Here is a 19,649-nt window from a genome sequence, read left to right as displayed (position 1 = left end):
TATGAAATTTTCGAGGTACGGCGGTCTTCGGTTTTTTTTCCTTGACCGTTAATATTACTTTAGCTAGTTTATTTCTATTTGTAAAGGGGTGTTAAGTAATTTATTCTTTAATTTATTTATAAGTTTTATTAATACACTACAATATTAAAAAATTTTCTCTATAACACAATAAAGTTTAAAAGTCAATAAAGAATGAATGAGTATTTTGACGAATAAATAAGGTCTCAAGCCTCCCCTTGGCTGCGCCACGAGCTGTCGCTCTACAAGGGGATGAAAAAAAAATTGATTTATTTGAAGTTTCCTACTTCAGTAGGAGGTACTGATAACTGATAACTGAAATGACATACTTCACATAAATAGGGCTTGCGCAAAACAACCAATCAACCCGGTTTATTGCCGTGATATTGTTGTTCAAACCACAAAATTTCGTTGATAAACCCGGTTTCTGCGTAACTCCTAATACAAAGTATACAGGACTTACACAAAAGTACTATGATATAGAGTTAAAAAACTATTGCGCATGGGGTTAAAAGCACTATATCTAGGGTCGCTGCCTAAGCCCTGGTATAGTTGAAAATTATTGTTTTTTATTTCTAGGGCGTGTCATCAAAAATATCTGTGTTTTAATTACAGTATGAACTTGTGATTTAGGGTTAGGGTATAAAACACCTAACTATATAGCAATCCTAAATAGGTTGTGACAAATTAATAAAGTAAATAATAAACTGAAACTCCCACCTGTTTTCTCTCTTGGCCAGCGCCAGGGAAGGCTGGCAAGGGGTCTGACCACTTGCAATTTTCACCTACGCGGGGTCGCACCACTACTCCCTAAAAGGAATGAAATTTTATAAACGAATCAAATAGGATTGCTATATATTGGACTTTAATTGTAATTGTGAATGATAATATACGTTATGGTCATGTTAAAGTAATCCAAGCAGTCATTTCAGTTATCAGTTATTAGTTATTAGTTATCAGTAGAGAGTAAACCTCCGAATTTAGTCAGAGGCTTGAAATACTGAGTTAAAATTTTTTCATCCCCGAACAAGGGGAGGATTTATACCTATTTTTTTGGTAACAGAAGCAACTAATTATTAACTGAAGTTTCGCTAAAAGCAGTTGATTTTTATTTTTAATTTAGGGGCAATATTATATCAACCCAGTTAGTTTAGTAGTAAGTATTTCCTAGGGAATACTGCGCAAACAGCTATTAGCTATTAGCTTTTTAATTAATAAAGTAAACATTTGCTTAACTTCTACTATACTACTATATTTTTAACCAGAGAATTGAAGCACAATAGCGACTAGCTCTAGTTATCAATCAAAGGTAATTTCAGTTATCAGTTATCAGTTATCAGTTATCAGTACCTCTGGGTTCAGCTAGAGGCTTGAAACAATGAAATTTATTTTTTTCATCCCCGAACAAGGGGAGGCTTTATACCTCTTTTTTTTTGGTAATGAAGCTATTAGCTGATAACTGATAGCTGAGTGCTGAATGCTTATATTTAGTAAACCAAAAATTACTATTTTCTCAAGACAAAAATCCAAAAAATTATGCTGATAATCTTAACTAGAATAGTATTTTGCATACTATTAATTTCTATACTTAAATCACTTTGGGACAATTCAGGTGGTGATCAGAAACACTTAATTTCTAAGTTGTTACTGGTATTTTCAGTTATTCTATTAATACTGGCATTTTATGCACCAGATAGTCCAGTGGGAGCTGCTGTTTTTAGGTTTCTAGCTTTTGCATTTAAACCACTTGGTTTTTCGATTATATTGTTGATTTATGCCACTACTCTAATATCGGGTGGGGGAATAAAAAATCCGGCACCAAGTCTAATTATTACGGCCTTGATAGTTCTCATAATTACTAGCGCACCAGTATTTGCGATATGGGCAGCTCAACAAGCAGAAGAGGATGCGATAGAGGCTGTTTCTGCTTCAGCTTGTTGTGATGAAAGAGCAGATGCAATAGTATTATTAGGTCAAGGAACAACTCAACCAATAATACCTGATAGAATACAAGTTCAGCTAACTAAAACTTCAGAGCGAATTATTCATGCAGCTCAATTATATAGAAAAGGTTTAGCTCCTTATATTATTGTTAGTGCTGGTCCAAGAATTGGAGAAGACCTGAATACAGTTGAAGCTCAGGATATTAAAAGAGTTTTAGCTTTATTGAATGTGCCAAGTTCTGCTATTATTATTGAACCAAATAGCTCTACGGTACATGACAGTGCTATTGAAAGTCGTGAAATATTAGATGAAAGAGGTTTAGAACCTAAAGTTATTCTGGTTACTTCTGCTATTCAAATTCGTCGTGCTAGTTTAACTTTTACTGATTTAGGTATGAAGGTTATTCCAGCTCCTACAGATTTTAATACTGTTAACCCTTATGAAGATTCTTCTTATCGTTTTGTACTAGCAGATTTTCTTCCGAACACAGAAGCACTTTTACTTACTACTGATATTTGGGAAGAATATTTGGCATTATTTTACTATTTCCTCCGTGGTTGGTTAGCTCCTGGTTTCTAAATAACTTTTTTCTTTCATCACAAACATAGCAATCTTAGATAGGATGTAAGAATTAAAAAATTAGAAATAAACACCGAAATTGTTGCCAATTGCTAATTCCCAAAAAGTGCCAATATTTTTGACAAATAAAATAGGACTGCTATAGAGTTTATGCCCTGCTTAAAAAACTTTTTGAGAGATGGGCATTTTTATTTGATGAAAAAAATTGGAGAAATAAAAAACGAAAATTTTACTGTTAGCGAAAATCAATTTTCGTGAATTTTTTCCTCCTTAATTCTCCGCAAACAGAAGTTAGCTGTCTCTTTCCTCCTGTGGATGAACTTCCCTAACAGAGGAACTTTCCTACGGAATACTGCCTCTTGCATAGGAGCTGCACTAATGCCAACGTTAACCTTAACTTTAAGGCTTTTTTGAATTGTAATAATTAAACTTTTTCCTCTTTTTTATTATATTTTTATTCTCCATTTTCCTTATTCTCTGCATCGTGAATATAGCAAAATTGTATGAAATTGGTATGAGAATTATTGCCAAAGTAAAAGTAAAAAAAATCCCTACATTCTTCTCAAGAATATCTTATCTATTCCCGGTTTCTACTAGAAGACTATTAGAAGATTTAGCAGTTGAATTATTTTGAGAGTTAGTAGGTTCAGGTTCAGGTGATTGTTCGGTTGTATTCTCTACACTAGCTGGTATGAAAAATCTAACAATCAAGATAATACCTAAAATTATCATTAATAATATAATAGTAAAATCCTGTCCTGGTGGTGTTTTTGGTGGTCTCTTTTTGGGTTTTTCAAGTTTAATTTTAATAGAATTAGTATCAATAGTGTCATCATCATTGACATTAAATTTAAGAGAAAATTCTTTGCTCATATTTGTTAATCCTATTGTGGCAAATATTATAGTGAATATATAGCAATTCTCATGCATTTTAGTTATCAGTTATCAGTTATTAGTATCTCGTAGCTTTTAAATACTGAATTGATTTTTTTCATACCCTTGAAAGGGGAAACACATACCCCAAATTTTCGGTAAAAAATTCCTTGGTTTTAGGGAGTAGGGGATTCAGCAATTAATAGTTATTAATTATTCGATAAAAAACCAACAAAACAACTTTACTTCTGTAACATGAAAAATGTTATATTAAAAGATTGTACTAGACTAACAAACTTAAAATTATGTAATAGTAGGGACAGATTTTAGTGAAAATTTTAATGCTCAAACGCAAGACTAAATAATCGCCCTAATCTACACAATTAACTGTGTTAGTCCAGCAGTAATATTTTGAGTTTAATCTCAGACAAGATTATTTAGTAGTGATACATGTACTTGGTACAAATTGGTTTAAGCAAAAATTCAGAGAATTTTTGTTGAATCAAATATCAATTTTTTCTATATTTAACTATCTACAGTTATAGCATTATTAAACATCTCAATATTACTTCTATGACTCAATCTTCTCAATTACGATTCCAAAAATTAGTCTCCTATTTGCGTCCTCATTACCGACAGTCTTTATTGGGGGTTTTTTTCCTACTTATAGTCAATACTTTAGGAATCTATATTCCTAAATTAATCAGTCAAGCTATAGATGATTTGGAGGTAGCAACTAAATTTAATGAATTTTTATTTTATGTCCTAACAATTGTAATTTTTGCCTCCATTATGTGGGTAATAAGAATACTTTCCCGTATTCTCATATTTGGAGTAGGGAGAAAAGTAGAATTTGACCTGAAACAAAAAATTTTTAATCGACTTTTAAAATTAGAACCATCCTACTTTAATAATAATAGAATTGGAGATTTAATTAATCGCGCCACAAGTGATGTTGATAATATTCGTAGACTATTAGGTTTTGCAGTTTTAAGTATTAGCAATACAATTTTTGCTTATGGTTTAACTATTCCGGTTATGCTTTCTATTAATGTGCGGTTAACTTTATTCGCAATTTCTGTTTATCCTGTCATGCTAATTTTGGTAAAAATATTTAGCCAGAAATTGCAAAGTCAACAATTAGCTGTGCAAGAAAAACTTTCTAATATAAGTGATTTGATTCAAGAGGATATGAATGGTATTTCTCTAATCAAAATATATGCTCAAGAAGAAAATGAAAGACAAGCTTTTCGGAAAATAAATCAACAACTTTTAGATGTTAATTTAGATTTAGCTAGAACTCGTAATATTCTTTTTCCTATTCTCCTTAGTTTAGCAAGTTCAAGTTTGTTAATATTATTGGTTAGTGGTTCAAGTTACTTGGAAAGTGGTGAATTAACAGTTGGTAATTTTGTAGCTTTAGTTCTTTATATTGAACGTTTAGTTTTTCCTACCGCATTATTAGGTTTTACAATTACTGCTTATCAAAGAGGAGAAGTAAGTATTGATCGTATAGAAGCTATTCTGACAGTTGAACCAAAAATTAAAGACCATGAATCACCTTTACCTTTTCCAGAAGTGGTAAAAGGTTGGATAAAAAGCAAAGGATTAACTTATACTTATCCTGGTAGTCAAACCCCTGCTTTAGACAACATTAATTTTCTGATTAAACCAGGAGAAACTATTGCTATTGTTGGATCTATTGGTTCGGGAAAATCAACTTTGGCAAATACATTACCTCGACTTTTAAATATAGATATTGACCAATTATTTATAGATGGTTATGATGTGACTCAAGTCAAATTAAAAGATTTACGTCGGGCGATCGCTTATGTTCCTCAAGAAAGTTTTTTGTTTAGTACAACTATCAAAAATAATATTTGTTATGGAGAGCCGTTAAGAGAACAAAAGGAAATAGAATTTGCTGCCAAACAAGCACAAATTCATTCAGAAATTCTCAATTTTCCCCAACAATATGAAACCATAGTTGGAGAAAGAGGAATTACTTTATCAGGCGGACAAAGACAAAGAACAGCATTAGCAAGAGCATTATTAGTTGATGCACCAATATTAATTTTAGATGATGCACTTTCCAGTGTTGATAATCAAACAGCAACTAATATTTTGCAAAATTTATCAACAGGAACTCAAAAGAAAACTGTAATTTTTATTTCTCATCAAATGTCGGCTGCTGCTACTGCCGATAGAATTTTTGTGATGGATAAAGGGAAAATTGTGCAAGTAGGAAATCATGTGGAGTTAGTAGGGAAATTTGGTTTATATCAGCTACTTTGGGAGCAACAAAAATTGAAAAATTTATTAGAATAGGAGGAGTTTCAGTTATCAGTTATTAGCTTTAAGATTTATGAATTATTCAGTTATATTAACTCTCATTAATTAGCCATAACAAATTAGATATATGCGAGTCATATTAGATGACTTTAGCTACTGGCTGTAGAAATTTATTTCTTGGCGAATTTGGTGGATTAAAAATCTTTTTGTATTGTGGTTAATTAATGAAGCGGATGACAAATACCGCCAAGGATTTTCATCATTGACTCATAGCTGAAGTTATATTTCATACGACTAAATTATCTATTCTATCTTGATGTATTGTGATTAATTAATGCCGTCTAATGTTATCAGAAATCTGTTCAGGATTTTCATCATTGACTCAGAGCTTAACTTATCTTTCATATGAATAAATTATCTATTCTATCTTGATGTATTGTGATTAATTAATGCCGTCTAATGTTATCAGAAATCTGTTCAGGATTTTCATCATTGACTCATAGCTGAAGTTATCTTTCATACGACTAAATTATCTATTCTATCTTGATGTATTGTGATTAATTAATGCCGTCTAATGTTATCAGAAATCTGTTCAGGATTTTCATCATTGACTCAGAGATGAAGTTATATTTCATACGACTAAATTATCTATTCTATCTTGATGTATTGTGATTAATTAATGCCGTCTAATGTTATCAGAAATCTGTTCAGGATTTTCATCATTGACTCAGAGATGAAATTATCTTTCATATGACTAAATTATCTATTCTATCTTGATGTATTGTAATTAATTAATGGAGCCTGATGTTATAAGTAAACATTCAGCTATTAGATCAAGTTTCATTAATTAACCATAATAAATCAGCTATCTTTAGATGACTAAAGATGAGTTCTGCTTTGAACCATAGAATAAATTCCATGGCGGACTTGGGAGGATGGCAAATATTTTTGTATTGTGGTTAATTAATGCACCCTGATATTAGGATTTTGAATTGACTATCTCAAAACAAACTCTACTAATACTTAATCAATTTTCTTTGTATTTTATTCTAAGGAAATATTACTCTACCTCTAAAATCGCGACTGTTAAAAATAAATACACTACCTTCTTTTTCAACTATAAGACTAGCTCTTCCTCCATCCTTAATTTTTACATTATAAGTTCCATCAGTAGGAAATTTACGCATAGAAAATTGAGTTCTATAAGTACCATCCCATTCAATATCAAACTCAACGGCAGAATTAGTGGTAGTTAAAATAACATTACAAGGTCCTGAACTTCTAACTCTACCATCAAAATCAATAAGAACACAAGCTGCACGCTTTTCTTCAGTTTTAGCCTGAATTTTATTATTAAAACCAACCCAGCCTACTAATATTATAGAAATAACTAGAGTTGTAATTAATTTATTCTGAATAAATAATAATTTCTTCATTTTTAACTTACTTAATTGAACTCATTATTTAATATTATAATCTTGATAACTTCATAGAAAATTATAGATAAAAAAACATGATGAACTACCGCATTACTCTACTTCCCGGAGACGGCATTGGCCCTGAAATTATGACAGTGGCGGTAGATATTTTGAAAGTGGTTGGCAACCAATTTAACTTCAACTTTGAATTTCAAGAAGCTCCCATCGGTGGAGTAGCTATTGACGCTACTGGAGAACCTCTACCTCAAAAAACTCTCGAAATGTGTCGCAACAGCGATGCCGTATTATTAGCAGCCATCGGTGGTTATAAGTGGGATAACTTACCTCGCCATCAACGGCCAGAAACTGGACTATTAGGACTAAGGGCCGGATTAGGATTATTTGCTAATTTACGGCCTGCTAAAATTTTGCCCCAATTAATAGATGCTTCGACTCTCAAACGAGAAATAGTTCAAGGAGTGGACATCATGGTAGTCCGAGAATTAACAGGTGGGGTCTATTTTGGGACACCCAAGGGCGTTTTTGAAACAGAGACTGGAGAAAAACGAGGTGTCAATACGATGGCCTATTCTGAGTCAGAAATTGACCGTATTGCTAAGGTGGGGTTTGAAACTGCCCAGAAACGAGGGGGTAAGTTGTGTTCCGTCGATAAGGCAAATGTTTTGGAAGTGTCTCAGTTGTGGCGCGATCGCCTTACTCTACTTGCTCCAGAATATCCAGATGTGGAATTATCTCATTTATATGTAGATAATGCGGCCATGCAGCTTGTTCGTTGGCCAAAACAATTTGATACTATTGTTACGGGCAATTTATTTGGGGATATTCTGTCTGATGCTGCTGCTATGTTAACGGGTAGTATTGGGATGTTACCTTCGGCGAGTTTAGGTGCTTCTGGGCCAGGGGTTTTTGAACCTGTTCATGGTTCTGCGCCAGATATTGCAGGGGAGGATAAGGCTAATCCTTTGGCGCAAGTTTTGAGTGCAGCAATGATGTTACGTTATGCTTTGGAGCAACCTGTGGCAGCAGACAAAATTGAAAATGGAGTTTTTGAGGTATTGGAGCAGGGTTATCGGACTGGGGATATTATGTCGGAGGGTATGAAACAGGTGGGATGTAAGGAAATGGGAGAAGTTTTGTTGAAGGTTTTGAGTTTGTAGTAAACTGACATACCTAAAAATGTAGGCCCTTGTTAAACGAAGTAAAACCCAACAGAACTTTACTAATGTTGGGTTTCGTCCCTTGCTGCGCAACCCTAACGGGAACAACCCAACCTACGCTTATTGCACTTCCCTACAAGGGAAAGGGGAGAAGACTTCGCCTCTCTCAAAAGCAGGAGAGGAGTTGGGGGAGAGGTCTTCATTTATGAAACTTACCCAGAAAATTAACTGTTTCAGTCTAGTAACAATATTATGTGGAAAAAAATTGCCGAACATATTACCGAAGTCACTGGAGAAAATTTTGAAGTCACTAACCATAGTTCCGTCAGTGGAGGTTGCATCAATAATGGTTACAAACTAACTGATGGCAGTCGTAACTATTTTGTGAAAATTAATCAAGCTTCCCTAGTGGAAATGTTTCGAGCAGAAGCATTAGGATTAAAGCAAATGTATTCAACTCAGACTATTCGCGTTCCTCAACCTATCTGTTATGGAACTGAGGGAAATAGTTGTTATATAGTTTTGGAATGGTTAGACTTAGGTGGTCGCGGTAACGATAAATCTTGGGAACAGATGGGGCGTAACTTAGCTGCTTTACATCGCTATCAAGGAAAAAATGAGTTTGGTTGGGATATTAATAATACTATCGGTTCGACACCGCAGATAAATACTTGGTGTGGAGACTGGGCAAAATTTTGGGCAGAATATCGCATTGGTTATCAGCTCAAGTTAGCAAAACGTAGGGGTGGGAGTTTTAGTCAGGGCGATCGCTTCCTGAAAGTTATTCCAGAAATATTAGCAGGTTATCAACCTCAACCTTCTTTAGTTCACGGAGATTTATGGGGGGGAAATGCTGCGGTGAGTGCGGATGGGGAACCAGTGATTTTTGATCCGGCGACTTATTGGGGCGATCGCGAAGTTGATATGGCGATGACGGAATTATTTGGTGGTTTTCCCACTGCTTTCTATCGTGGTTACAATGAAGCTTGGTCTTTAGATGATGGGTATAAGCAACGGAAAATTCTTTATAATCTCTATCATATTTTGAATCATTTTAATTTATTTGGTGGTGGTTATGATTCTCAAGCAGAAAGGATGATGCAACAATTTTTATAGTGCTAGGGAATAGGGAATAGGGAATAGGGAACAGGGAACAGGAGATTATCAAAGGATTTTTCCTATAGGGAAATGCTCCGCAAACAGGATTTAGAAATGTTCTACAGCGGTTTTCATTTCGGTAAACCAGAGTAGGGACGTTGCATAACAAAAATGCGAACGTCCCTACAAGATTTTGGTTATGGCGATGTGGTTCATTGAGAGTGAAAAGCGTTGTAAGGTTGAGGTTTTTATTGCTGATAGCGAATAGCTGTTTCACAACATTCCGCAGGAAACGCTTACCTTTTATCAGTCTAAAAATGGTAAAATTTTTATTTGTCAATTTTTTCATAATTTAATCAGATTGCCCGAATTATTTTTTGCGCCATATCACATGATTGAAACAAATGTAGTCTGGGGAGCTAATTTTTAACATATTTTCTGGAGTATCGTGAATAGCATTTTTAGATTTAGATCGTGTTGGTTTCTTAGGAATTTTAATATTCTTAAAACTGACAAAACGGTATTTATAATCATCAAGAAAATTTCGTTTCTCCCAAAATGATTTACCAATTGCTTGACAATATTCAACAAAACACTGTGCCCCTTTTAATTGCTGAATAATCTCCTTTTCTTTAGATGTCTTTTTTTTTGCCTTCATTTCAATAAAGACGATGAATTTTTCTTTGTTGATAATATCAGCAATAATAACAAAATCTGTACGTTTACATTCACTTTTAGTTCCCTGAAAAATTGTGGTTGGTGCGCTAAAATTATCTACCTTAATCACAATAACTTCTTTATCATCTGGCATTCTATGAATAGTTAGAGTGTAATCATCAGATTCTTCTTTAAGTTCGACAATATTCTTCTTATCTTTAAATTTTAATTTCTCTATAGTTGTCTGTTGAATCATCTTTTTAAGGATAGAAATATCAGAATCAACCATTAATCTTCGCCCCAGACTATTGCTTCCTGAATACGATTCATCTGTTCAATAGTTGTATCAAAACTACGAGGTTCAATACCCATTTCTGGGTCAATATTTGCTAGAGTTAAACTCTGACATTTAGTTTTTCTTTTATTACCTTCTCGTTGAATATCTTTTTCTTCCGCAATATACACCTTAATCTGTTCAGCAGATATTAATTCTGATTTTTGATAACCCTCTTCCTCAGCAATGCGTTTAAGATGAGGTTTATCGTGATTCAGCATAATTAGTGTATTTAATTCTTTAATAATATAATCACTATGAGTAGTAATAAAAACCTTAATTCCTAGATTAATAAGTCGAGCAAACAGTCGAGCAACACGACGCTGGTTTTCAGGATGTAGATTTAACTCAGGTTCATCTATTATTAGTAAGTCTCCTAGTTGAGCTTCGTGCTTTAAATAAAAACCAATATCTAGTAAAGAACGTACAGCGCTAGAACTTTCAAGCATAGATAATTTGACTCTTTTCCCTTGTGGAAGATAATAAAGTTCATCATTAGAAGTAACTGTATAATCACCTCCAATAATATCGGCGAAATCATTCAAAACTTCAGGATGATTATTATAAAGAAAACTACGTTTTTTGAAAATTGTCTCTAGTTCCCGTGTAAACTCGACATTTTGTTCAACTGGAAGTGGATAATCTTGATATCCTCTAAATAAAAGCTCTCTTGGATCTATTTTATAATCTGCCTGGCCTATTTCTTCAAGCAAACGGTTGCGAGCAAAATTTAACTCTTTACGAAAAATAGCAGCACCTGTTCTTTCTGCACTAGCGATAAAAGGTCTAGGAAAAAGTTGAGAAAAAATAATTTCTTTGAGAGCGTCTGCAATAACATGTTGAAGAATCTCAGTAGGAATTTTTACTTTTTCTTGTTCAACTAAAAGAGTCACAACTAGTTCTGTACTATTATCATTTTTATTAAGTGAAAAAAGCTCTCCACTTGGAAGACTAATTTTACCCTTAACTTCCTTCTTCAAATGAATGTTATTCAGATTAAAAATAATATCAAATTTTGTTTTTTTGAACCGTTCAGGTGCTGCTGCAAAAATATTTGGTAATTGCTTGCTATATACTTGACAACCTTTAGCAACTATTTTTTTGCTCTGTTTAATATATTTTTGTATGTCAATAGTGAATTACACCTTCAGCAAGTAACTCCTCAATTTTATCGTCAACATCAATAGAAAGTATCCGTTTCCAAGTAGATAAAAATCCAAATAAAGCATAAGTAGCATAAGTCTTGCCAGTATTATTACCTCCACAAATAATTGTCAAATCGGCAAGAGTAAATTCAGCTTCCTTTAAAACACCTAAATTTTGGATTTTAATTTTCATTCTTTTTAATTCCTAAAAATGGTTATTATTTCTGCATTCGGCAGGAAAACTTTGACCACTCCCAATAGTTTAATTTTAATGATTTGATGGTTTAAGTAAGGCTAATTTACCATCTGTTAAATTGATTTTTTTCGTTAATTTATCAGGTAATTTCGGCAAAGTATCTATTTAACTACTGACATTATAACATTTAAATTAATCTTAGTATTTATAGTAGTTTTATTAGATAAAAAAAACAAAAAAATTATCAATTTAAGATTGTTTAACTTCAGTATTCTAATGGTAAAGTATTACACAGAAAATAAAGTCTAAAATACTTAATATTTTTTCCCTAATCTTAATTCACAACTACTGAATATACTCCCACTCATTAAAAGTAGCAGCTTGACCACATTTTTGTTGATTTTCATCTAGAAGATTCCAGATGGTAAAATTAGAAACTCTTATTCGTTTACCACTCCGAGAAACACGCACACCTCCAACATTACTAATATAACCATTGCTAGTTACTTCGTTAAGAACTCGCACACGTTCCTCTTGTTCCATTGGTTCAGCTGAATATCTTGAAGGCATTTGAGTTAATTGTTCCCAATCGACTTCCCATAAATCTAGAGCTTTCCGATTACCATAGTTGTAAATTGGATCTGATTCCATACCATGAGAAAAAACAATAAATGGAGCTTCCCATAATGCTTGAGCTATCAATTCTGGAGTTCCATCTGTATCCAGTAGAGATTTACCAGTCCAATATTTATAACTCAATAATAATCTTTGAGTATGGCGAATTATAGTTTCTTGTTTCCAGGGATGTAAGATATTTTCAGTCATTGATAATTTTTCAACAATTAATGATCATAAATTCTATCTTGACTTCTTACCTTTGAAAAGGAAATAATATTTCATTTTTAGGGAATAGGGAATAGGGAACAGGGAACAGGGAACAGGGAACAGGAAAAAAAGTATTTTGGCAAATATTTAGATTTACCGATTTAAAAAAAAGTCAAAGAGAGACTTAAACATGAAACTAAATGAAAAATTTATCTGTGTTAATTTTGTTAGTATTATCTTGGCAAATGTACTCTCTAGAAATTACTCAAAAAAATGATTAAAAAGTACAAAATTCTAATTACTCTACGATAGAGTTCTAATAATACCAAAACTCATAAGGTATCGATCCATAGACTCATATAATTTCCTTCCCTCTTCCTTCTTTCTTCTGCCTTAATAATAATGAATAGTTTAGATAAAAAAATTAAAACATTAGTAGATTTATTACAAAACAGAGCTATCCAAAACCCCAAACAAATAGGTTATAGCTTCTTAATAGATGGAGAAAAAGACACAATTAACCTTACCTATAAACAACTAGACCAATATTCACGAGCGATCGCCGCCTACCTCCAATCAGTATGTCCACCAGGAGAAGTTGCCCTACTCCTCTATCAACCGGGACTCGAATATATTACCGCCTTCTTTGGATGTCTCTATGCCGGAATCATAGCAGTTCCCGCCTATCCACCTAGACCAAATCGTTCCTTAGAACGTATCCAAACAATTATTAGAGACAGCAAGGCCACAATAGCTTTAACAACTAAGTCTATCATCTCTAGTCTCGAACGTCGCGCTTCAGAAACTCCAGAATTAGATAATTTAGGTTGGTTAGCCACTGACCATATTCCTGAAAGTTTGGCTGAGAAATGGCAAAAACCCACTATTAACGAAAAGACCCTTGCCTTTCTTCAATATACTTCCGGTTCCACCGCCACACCCAAAGGCGTAATGATTACCCATCAGAATCTTTTACATAATTCTGGTCTAATCCATCAATGTTTTGGACATTCTCTCCAAAGTAAAGGCATAATCTGGCTACCTCCATATCACGATATGGGTTTAATTGGTGGAATATTACAACCTTTATATGGACGTTTCCCTGTCATTCTTATGTCTCCCCTAATGTTCCTCCAAAGTCCAGTGCGTTGGTTACAAGCTATTTCTCGATACCGAGGTACTACCAGTGGTGGACCCAACTTTGCTTATGATTTATGTGTCCGTAAAATTAAGCCAGAACAGATACAAACTTTAGATTTAAGTAGTTGGGAAGTAGCTTTTAATGGTGCAGAACCTATTAGTGCCGAAGTTTTAGAACGATTTACTAATACTTTTGCTGTTTGTGGTTTTCGTCCAGAAGCTTTTTATCCATGCTATGGGATGGCAGAGGCCACCCTAATTATTTCTGGAGGTAATAAATTTTCTCCACCAGTAAAAACTACTATTGCAGCTAGTGGATTAGAACAAAACCAGATCGTCTCAGTTTCTCAAACAGAAGGAACCAAAACATTAGTCGGTTGTGGACAAACTTTATCAGAGCAACAGATTAGAATTGTCCATCCCCAAAAATTAACTCTTTGTGCGGAGGGAGAGGTGGGAGAAATTTGGGTATCGGGGCCAAGTATTGCTCAGGGTTATTGGCACAAACCAGAAGAAACGAAGCAAATTTTTGAGGCTTATTTAGCTGAAGCTCCCCAACCATTTATGAGAACTGGAGATTTAGGCTTTCTGAAAGCAGGGGAATTATTTGTGACTGGTCGTCTTAAAGATGTGATTATTATTAATGGTCGGAATCATTATCCTCAAGATATTGAATATACTGTAGAACAAAGTCACCCTCTGATTAGACCAGGTTGTACTGCTAGTTTTTCTTTAGAAGTTGCTGGAGAGGAACGTTTGGTTATAGTAGCTGAGGTAGAACGTAATTTTCGGCAATTACTCTATGGAAGTCAAAAATTAAAAGTCAAAAGTCAAAAGTACGGATTGACTAATGAATCTCTTGCGTCAATAGAGATTGATTTTTTCAGTGAGCGTAATGGTAAGTATGGGACAGAAAATCCTGATAATTATGAAGACTTAATTAAATCTATCCAAAGGTCTGTATCCAGAAATCACGATTTACAGATTTATCGAATATTGTTCCTGAAACCAGGAGCTATCCCCAAAACTTCTAGTGGAAAAGTCCAGCGTTATGCTTGTCGGGAAGGCTTTTTAAACGGAACTTTACAAGTATTTGAATAATTAATAATTAATAATTAATAATTAGGGCTTGTTAATTAAATCTAAAAGTCTTTACATATAAAGGTTTTAGCCTTTTTATGTTGTGAAAAGCTGGTACTTTTCGGTTAAGAGAGCTAGTGCAATAAGCGTAGGTTGGGTTGTTTCGCACTCCGCGATATGTTTGTTTGTGGAGTATTCCGTCAGGAAACCCGTCAGCGTTGCGCAGCATGGGATGAAAGCCAAAAATATTAAGGTTTTGTTGGGTTTCGTCCCTCAACCCAACCTACATTCCAAACTAGATTTTTAGGTGTGTCAGTCCACTATAATCAGAACTTACGCAAATTCTGAAATAATGCGCTATCTGTAGAGGTAAATACCATTTGCCCCTACTAAATATGGTGGTTCTGCGTAAGTCCTGAATTTAACTTCTGACTTCTAACTTCAAAAAACTTCTTCCTTCTTCCTTCTTCCTTCCTACTTTGTATAAGATGATGGCACAATAGCCATCGTAACTTCCCCTAGTGTTTTTTTTTGGGTCAATCAGTGGAAATAGTTAGCAATTTTAGGTAATTGCCAGTCAGAAAGTTACTCTCCATAAACCCAGAAATTTTATTTCTGATTTTATTCATGGACTTTTTGACTGATAACTGATAACTGATAAGCTACTAGGCAAAACTAAGTGACAAGCAATTTTAACGTGGTGCAGGAGTGAACAATGAAACTGTTGAACCAGCTTATGAATGACCAAGACGGCCAAAACCTGACTATAGTGAAAAATGATCGAGACCCTGCTTTGCAAGTCCCACAATCATCTCCAGTCAGAGAAAATATCAAATCCTGGTTGGTCTCCCAATTAGCTGAACGGCTAGAATTGGAAACCAATGAGATAGATATTCAGCGGGATTTTACTGAATATGGTCTTAACTCAATTGAAGTGGTCAATCTTTCTGGAGAATTAGAAAATCTTCTGGGTCGGCGACTGCCTCCTACTCTTTTGTTAGATTATCCTACCATTGAGTCCTTGGCTGAATATTTAGTAGAAGATACTTCCGAGGATACAGGGCCAAATATCCATAAAAAATTAGAAGATGAGGTTGAGGTCTCAACTTCTAATCCAACTACAGAAACTAAAGAAATTCCTTTAGATTATTATAATTTTCACCTCTATCCAGAATATGTACAACTGCAACAGCAATTAGCTTATTTTAATTCTACTGGTATTGGAAATCCTTTTTTTATACCTCAAGAACGGATTAATAATAATACTACAGTTATTGGTGGTAAAGAGCTAATAAATTATGCGACCTATAATTATTTAGGTATGTGTGGCGACCCTTTTGTTTCTAATGCTGCAAAGGAAGCTATTAACCTTTATGGAACTTCCGTTTCTGCTAGTAGGTTATTATCAGGAGAAAAGCCATTACATCAGGAATTAGAAAGAGAAATTGCTGATTTTATTGGGGTTGAAGATAGCATTCTTTATGTGGGTGGTCATGCAACTAATGTAACTACTATTAGTCATTTGTTCGGACAAAATGATTTAATTCTCCATGACTCTTTAAGTCACAATAGTATTTTCCAAGGTTGTTTATTATCAGGGGCAACTATTATTGCTTTTCCTCATAATGACTGGGAAGCTTTAGATAAGTTATTAAGCGATCGCCGTCATCGTTATAAGCGGGTACTTATTGCGGTCGAAGGTGTGTATAGTACAGATGGTGATATTCCAGACTTACCAAAGTTTATTGAGATCAAAAAACATTATAAGGCTTTTTTGATGGTAGATGAAGCTCACTCTATCGGTACTATTGGGAAATCTGGTCGCGGTGTGAGTGAGTATTGTGCGATCAATCCTAATGATGTTGATATTTGGATGGGTACTCTGAGTAAATCTTTTGCTAGTTGTGGTGGTTATATTGCTGGCAGTAAAGCATTAGTACAATATCTTAAATATACTTCTCCAGGATTTGTTTATAGTGTAGGTATTTCTCCACCAGATACAGCATCAGTATTAGCTTCTATTCAACTATTGAAGAGGGAACCAGAAAGAGTCGCGCGACTACAGGAAAGGTCTCGACTATTTTTGCAGTGCGCTCGCGAACAAGGGTTAAATACTGGTATGAGTAAAGATTCTCCAGTGATACCTATTATTGTAGGGGAGTCTACTAAGTCGGTAATGTTATCCCAAAGTTTATTTAAACGAGGGATTAATGTTCCGTTTATGTTTTACCCATCTGTACCACAAAATGCAGCCAGACTACGCTTTTTTATCACTTGTAATCATACAGAGGAGCAAATCCGCTTCACTATAGATGCTTTGTCAGAAGAGCTAAGTTTAATGGGTGTTTAGGAGTTAGTAGAGCATCTAGTAGAGACGTTGCATTCAACGTTGTAGGGACGTTCCATGGAACGTCCCTACTTTGGTCTATCTAAGTGAAAATTACTATAAACAGGAGAATTTGCCTCCTGTTTTATTCACCAGAGATACAGCAAATTCCAACTAGATGAAGTACAAATATTAATAATTACATAAATATTACCAGTGCGAGCTTTCTAGCTCCTATGGGTGTACCTTACGCCTGGTGGAATCCGCTGTATTATCTGATTAGATAGTCTTCACCTGCTGTCAGGTCTGGATCACCATTGAGAGTAGCAAATTCAACACCATTGTAGGATAAAGCACCTGCTTCATATACAACAGAACCTAGGCCGTCTGTGAAGGTATCTCCGTCAAGTATAATTTTATCTACACCAGGACGGAAGTCACGAATTGTATCTACACCTAAATCCTTTGATGCAAATTGCTGATTGGTATTGAAGATAAACTTATCGCGACCAGGACCACCTACAAGAATATCGTTTCCTGCACCACCATTTAGGTTATCACGGCCACTTTGTCCAAAGAGTCTGTCGTTACCATTACCTCCGTTAAGTACATCGTTACCCTTACCACCAATGAGGCGATCGCGGCCACTTTGTCCAAAGAGTCTGTCGTTATCATTACCTCCGTTAAGTACATCGTTACCGCTACCACCAATCAGGCGATCATTACCGCCACGACCAACGAGGCGATCGTTACCGCCACCAGTAGCAGCTTTATCGTCACCATTGCCTCCACGGAAGATATTATCAGCATCAGGGTCAATAACTGTTCCGTTAACTTTGGCAAGAATACCTAACTGTCCACCTTGCACTAGACCTTCTTCTTCAATAACTCCATCTCTCAAACTGTGAGCTTGAACATCAAATAAGAAGAAGCTACCAGGAGCTTTATCGAATAAGTTAGAAACATCTAAAATACCAGATGATTCCCAATTACCTATATCATCAGGGTCTCCATCAGTTTGAGGAATAGGGTCTCCTGGCAAAGCAGAACGATCCATTTGAGCAAAACGAGCCAAATTGCCATCTGATGGTCTTAAGCGCCAGATAGATGCTTCCTGTCCAGATGTCTGACCAAAATCACCAATGGAACGGTCTTCATTGATATAGATACTGCCATTATCTGCCCAATCTAAGTTATCTGGACTACGTAGACCAAAATCAGGACCTGCAAACTGTCCGTCACCTGCATCATCTCCATCGTAGAGAATTTCCAGGTTAGCAGTTATGTTGTCACCAAATTCAATGTCAACATTATAAATTGTTCCCCAAGAATCAGTAGGAAAACGACCAGGACGACCAGTAGAAGCTAGAACTGCTTCTGTACCATCTTCAGGATTTGTGGCCACATCTTCAGGACGAGAGAATTGGAAAGCACCTGCTTCAAATGCTAGGAAATCTTGTTGAGCTTGAGTAGCAAATCCTAACTCATCATAACCTAACTCATCTTGAATACTGCCATCATCATCAGTATCTACCGCACTTCCTGCTTCATCAGGGTTATAGTATTCAATCTCAACAAATGTTCCGGACTCACTGTTTCCAGTTCCGTTAAATCCTGCTGGATCTGGATAATCATCTGGGTCTTCTGGGTTTCCTTCATCATCTACTACGCTATCTGGAGTATCGCCTAGTTCTTCATCAGGAGCCCAAACATAGATCTTACCTTGAGCTAAACCATTACGTTCTAGAAAATCATCACTTGTTTCATCTTTTTCACCCACATAAAAAAGTAGAGGTGCAGCTTCACGGTCATCTCCGATTAATATCCCTACTGTATCAGAGTTTCCAGTATCTATCTGAGTGACGCTCTCCCAAGCAGCTCTTCCTAACCAAGGGAGAGCATATAGAGTGTTAGTTTCAACGTCTAAAGCAAACTCAGTTCCACCACTACCGGTTTCTTCTCCTGTGAAAAATATGCCATCAACAATACCTGAACCACTATCAAACTGATTAGCTTCAACGTAGATAGCAGAGCATAGACGATTGATGCCTCCAAGTATAGTGCTTCCGTCTTCATCTACTAATTCTCCAAATTCTAGGTCAGATGCCTCATCTACTTCCTCACCATTACGAGCGATAATAGTGTCATAAGCAAGACCAGTATCGACTATTTCCAGGGTATCCTTATCTATGTCAAAATAGCTAACTCTAGCACCAGTTAGTTCAGTTCCATTAGCTAGAGTGTAAGCATATCCAGTACCGCTACTTAACTCATGGTTTACTAAAGCTCGAACAGTATTGTCATCAAGTTCATAAGCTCCGATACCATCTAGGATACCAGGAGGAGTGTAATCGTTAACAGTTTCACCAATAGTGAACAGAGGGAAAGTTTCATAACTATTCAGACCTCTCATTTGAGCAGGTTGAGTTGTTAATACCATAATATAGACCGTTATTTTAGGACAACAAAAAAGGTTTCTGGTAATTGAATTTTGAAGAGACAATTACTATTAATAAACCTCGTATAAATTAACAATCTCATACTGA

The 19,649-nt window shown here is 35.1% G+C and carries 13 protein-coding genes; 6 read left to right on the top strand and 7 right to left on the bottom strand.

Annotated features, from left to right (window positions below; all coding sequences use genetic code 11):
- The first annotated feature begins 1,554 nt into the window (after nucleotides 1-1,554).
- Nucleotides 1,555-2,541: a YdcF family protein gene (locus VKJ25_RS13355; protein ID WP_324237122.1), complete on the top strand. Its 987-nt coding sequence runs from the start codon at nucleotides 1,555-1,557 to the stop codon at nucleotides 2,539-2,541.
- A 573-nt stretch (nucleotides 2,542-3,114) separates the two neighbouring features.
- On the opposite strand, the gene VKJ25_RS13350 is transcribed toward VKJ25_RS13355, so the two are convergent.
- On the bottom strand, nucleotides 3,115-3,471 hold the full coding sequence (locus VKJ25_RS13350; RefSeq protein ID WP_324237121.1) for a hypothetical protein: 357 nt from the start codon (nucleotides 3,469-3,471) through the stop codon (nucleotides 3,115-3,117).
- A gap of 516 nt (nucleotides 3,472-3,987) precedes the next feature.
- On the opposite strand from VKJ25_RS13350, the gene VKJ25_RS13345 reads away from it, so the two are divergent.
- Nucleotides 3,988-5,742: an ABC transporter ATP-binding protein gene (locus tag VKJ25_RS13345; protein ID WP_324237120.1), complete on the top strand. Its 1,755-nt coding sequence runs from the start codon at nucleotides 3,988-3,990 to the stop codon at nucleotides 5,740-5,742.
- A 1,013-nt stretch (nucleotides 5,743-6,755) separates the two neighbouring features.
- Here the strand turns inward: VKJ25_RS13345 and VKJ25_RS13340 are convergent.
- Nucleotides 6,756-7,142 (bottom strand): hypothetical protein, encoded by a 387-nt coding sequence (locus tag VKJ25_RS13340; RefSeq protein ID WP_324237119.1) that lies wholly within the window; start codon nucleotides 7,140-7,142, stop codon nucleotides 6,756-6,758.
- 77 nt (nucleotides 7,143-7,219) lie between these two features.
- On the opposite strand from VKJ25_RS13340, the gene leuB reads away from it, so the two are divergent.
- Together leuB and VKJ25_RS13330 are read left to right on the top strand one after the other, a co-directional pair.
- Nucleotides 7,220-8,302 (top strand): 3-isopropylmalate dehydrogenase, encoded by a 1,083-nt coding sequence (gene leuB, locus VKJ25_RS13335; RefSeq protein WP_324237118.1) that lies wholly within the window; start codon nucleotides 7,220-7,222, stop codon nucleotides 8,300-8,302.
- A gap of 252 nt (nucleotides 8,303-8,554) precedes the next feature.
- The gene (locus VKJ25_RS13330) at nucleotides 8,555-9,418 is read left to right on the top strand and encodes a fructosamine kinase family protein (RefSeq protein WP_324237117.1); all 864 of its coding nucleotides are present in this window, start codon (nucleotides 8,555-8,557) and stop codon (nucleotides 9,416-9,418) included.
- Nucleotides 9,419-9,770: 352 nt separating this feature from the next.
- Here the strand turns inward: VKJ25_RS13330 and VKJ25_RS13325 are convergent, their stop codons facing one another.
- From VKJ25_RS13325 to VKJ25_RS13310, 4 genes are all read right to left on the bottom strand, one after another.
- Entirely contained in the window at nucleotides 9,771-10,313 is a 543-nt protein-coding gene (locus VKJ25_RS13325) for a hypothetical protein (protein ID WP_324237116.1), read from the bottom strand.
- A gap of 32 nt (nucleotides 10,314-10,345) precedes the next feature.
- The gene (locus VKJ25_RS13320; RefSeq protein ID WP_324237115.1) at nucleotides 10,346-11,371 is read right to left on the bottom strand and encodes an AAA family ATPase; all 1,026 of its coding nucleotides are present in this window, start codon (nucleotides 11,369-11,371) and stop codon (nucleotides 10,346-10,348) included.
- A 148-nt stretch (nucleotides 11,372-11,519) separates the two neighbouring features.
- On the bottom strand, nucleotides 11,520-11,729 hold the full coding sequence (locus tag VKJ25_RS13315) for an AAA family ATPase (protein WP_324237114.1): 210 nt from the start codon (nucleotides 11,727-11,729) through the stop codon (nucleotides 11,520-11,522).
- Between the two features lie 348 nt (nucleotides 11,730-12,077).
- Entirely contained in the window at nucleotides 12,078-12,557 is a 480-nt protein-coding gene (locus VKJ25_RS13310) for an MEKHLA domain-containing protein (RefSeq protein ID WP_324237113.1), read from the bottom strand.
- A 402-nt stretch (nucleotides 12,558-12,959) separates the two neighbouring features.
- On the opposite strand from VKJ25_RS13310, the gene VKJ25_RS13305 reads away from it, so the two are divergent.
- On the top strand, nucleotides 12,960-14,798 hold the full coding sequence (locus VKJ25_RS13305; RefSeq protein WP_324237112.1) for a fatty acyl-AMP ligase: 1,839 nt from the start codon (nucleotides 12,960-12,962) through the stop codon (nucleotides 14,796-14,798).
- Between the two features lie 715 nt (nucleotides 14,799-15,513).
- Nucleotides 15,514-17,127 carry an aminotransferase class I/II-fold pyridoxal phosphate-dependent enzyme gene (locus tag VKJ25_RS13300; RefSeq protein ID WP_324237111.1) on the top strand — a complete coding sequence of 538 codons (1,614 nt, stop codon included), beginning with the start codon at nucleotides 15,514-15,516 and terminating at the stop codon, nucleotides 17,125-17,127.
- A gap of 247 nt (nucleotides 17,128-17,374) precedes the next feature.
- Here the strand turns inward: VKJ25_RS13300 and VKJ25_RS13295 are convergent, their stop codons facing one another.
- Nucleotides 17,375-19,543, bottom strand: a complete 2,169-nt coding sequence (locus VKJ25_RS13295) for an alkaline phosphatase PhoX (protein WP_324237110.1) — start codon at nucleotides 19,541-19,543, stop codon at nucleotides 17,375-17,377.
- Nucleotides 19,544-19,649 lie beyond the last annotated feature (106 nt).

The organism is Okeania sp., assembly GCF_035285525.1.
Classification (GTDB): Bacteria; Cyanobacteriota; Cyanobacteriia; order Cyanobacteriales; family Microcoleaceae; genus Trichodesmium.
This window is presented reverse-complemented; position numbering and strand designations above follow the sequence as displayed.